The sequence below is a fragment of the Bartonella tribocorum genome (assembly GCF_002777915.1).
Lineage (GTDB): Bacteria > Pseudomonadota > Alphaproteobacteria > Rhizobiales > Rhizobiaceae > Bartonella > Bartonella tribocorum_A.
Map to the genome: position 1 here is coordinate 1 of NZ_NJGE01000054.1, position 2,505 is coordinate 2,505.

A 2,505-nucleotide genomic window follows, 5' to 3' on the forward strand; every position below is an offset into this window, starting at 1 on the left:
GACAGTAAGGATAGAACTCTTTCGGGTGTTAAGGCGGCAGAGAAAGATAATGAAGCGGTTAATAAGAAACAACTCGAAGACAGTTTGAAAGGTCTTTCTAAGGATCTTCAGTCGGATGATTCAGCGGTTGTCCACTATGATAAGACAAATGATGAAAGTGGCACTATTAATTATGGGAGTATCACTTTTGGAAAAGGTAAAGATTCTCCTGCTGTTGCTTTGCATAATGTTGCTGATGGTGCGATTTCTTCAGGATCTCATGATGCGATCAATGGCAAGCAGATTAATAAAATCGGCGAGGATATTGCAAAATACTTAGGTGGTGGTGCAGCATTTAGTGGTGGTGCCTTCATCGAGCCATCTTATGGGGTACATGATATTAGAACAAATGGTGAAATAAGCTCATCACAAACTGTTCACAATGATGTTGGTTCAGCTCTTTCTGCGCTTGATCATGGTCTTGGGAATGTGAATACTCGTATAACGAATACGATCAAAGATTTTGATCAAAAAATAACGGATAGTTCTCAACATATTGAAAAAGATGCTTTGTTATGGAATGATGGAGTCGGTGCATTTGTAGCGCGTCATGAAAAGAGTAAAGGCCCCAAAGGCAGAGCTGTTGCGACACAAGAAAACAGCAAAATTACGTTTCTTTCAGACGGTAATGTTTCTAAGGATTCGACGGATGCAGTAACAGGTGGTCAGCTTTATTCGCTGAATGAGCGACTTGCTAGCTATTTAGGTGGAGGCTCTGGTTATAGCGAGAATGGTCAATGGACTGCACCTACCTTTACGGTTAAGACAGTTAAGGATGATGGCAACTCTGAAGAGATGAAGTATAATACTGTTGCAGAGGCTTTAACTGGAGTTGGTGCTTCTTTCACGAATGTCCAGAATAAAATTACCAATGAGATAACCAATCAAATTAATCATCTCCAATCAGAAGATTCAGCGGTTGTTCATTATGATAAGGCAGGTGATGAAAGTGGCACGGTTAATTATGAGAGTATAACTTTTGGTGGTAAGGATAAAACCGCCACAGCTCTCCACAATGTTGCTGATGGTGCGATTTCTAAGCATTCCCATGATGCAGTTACGGGTGGTCAGATTCATACCATCGGTGAAGAAGTTGCGAAATACTTGGGTGGTGGAGCAGCATTTAGTGGTGGTGCATTTACAGGGCCCACGTATAAATTATCGAGTGTTTCTGAAGAAGGTCGTGTGAAGCCAAAAGACTTTAATGACGTTGGCAGCGCCTTTACAGGTCTTGATGATAATATCAAGAATGTGAATAAGCGTATTAAGGAAGTTTCTCAAGGAGTTGCACAAGATTCTCTGAACTGGAGCAAGGAGTCAAATGCCTTTTTAGCGCAACATGGAGATAAAGAAGAAAACAGTAAGATTACATCTCTTAAAGGTGGCGTTATTAGTTTTCTCTCAACCGATGCCATTAATGGTTCACAGCTTTATGCTTTGGGCAGCAGTGTTGCGCAGTACTTTGGTGGTGATGCGAATTATAAAGATGGCGCATGGAGTGCACCAGCCTTTAAGTTTAAGACTGTCAAAGAAGATGGTGTTTCCATTGAAGATAAAGAATATAGTACAGTTGCAGAAGCATTTACGGGCGTAGGAAGCTCTTTTGAAAAACTTCAAAAAGAGTTTAGTCGAAGCATCACCAATATTACGCAAGAAGTTCAAGGCGATGCGTTGTTGTGGAGTGAAACTGATAAAGCTTTTGTTGCTCAACATGGGAAAGATGGAGCAAAAACGGCGAGCAAGATTAAGTATCTTGCCAATGGAGATATTTCTGCTGCTTCAACAGAAGCGATCACAGGTTCTCAGCTTTATGGTTTAGGCAGCAGTGTTGCGCAGTATTTTGGTGGCGGAGCGAGTTATGAGAATGGCGCATGGAGTGCTCCTAGTTTCAAGGTTAAGACTGTCAAAGATGATGGGACTTCTGAAGAGAAGGTTTATCAGACTGTAGCGGAAGCTTTAGAAGGGGTTGGTAGTTCTATCACAAATGTTAAACAAGAGATAAACAATGAAATTACCACTGTAGTTAGTGATAGTCTTATTAAGCAAGCAAAAGATGGTGCTCCTATTACTATTGGTAAAGAAGTAGAAGGTACAATAATTAATCTTCAAAATAAGAATAATGAGAACCGCAGTCTTTCTGGTTTGATAGGTGGAACAATCTCTAAAGATTCACATGAGGCAGTAAATGGCTCCCAGCTTTATGAAACCAATGATAAGGTTGCGACTTACTTAGGTGGCGGATCTGGTTATAAAGAAGGTCAATGGATTGATCCAACGTTTACAGTTAAAACTGTTACAGGCGATGGCAAGGAAGAAAATAAGACTTACAAAAATGTAGCGGAAGCTTTTGAAGGAGTTGGTGCTTCTATCACGAATGTCCAGAATAAAATTACCAATGAGATCACCAACCAAATTAATCATCTTCAGTCGGATGATTCAGTGGTTGTTCATTATGATAAGGCAGAT

1 pseudogene is annotated in these 2,505 nt (G+C 40.4%); it reads left to right on the top strand.

Annotated elements, in window-relative coordinates:
- Window positions 1-2,505: pseudogene (locus CER18_RS10145) on the top strand (hypothetical protein); the annotation flags it as partial.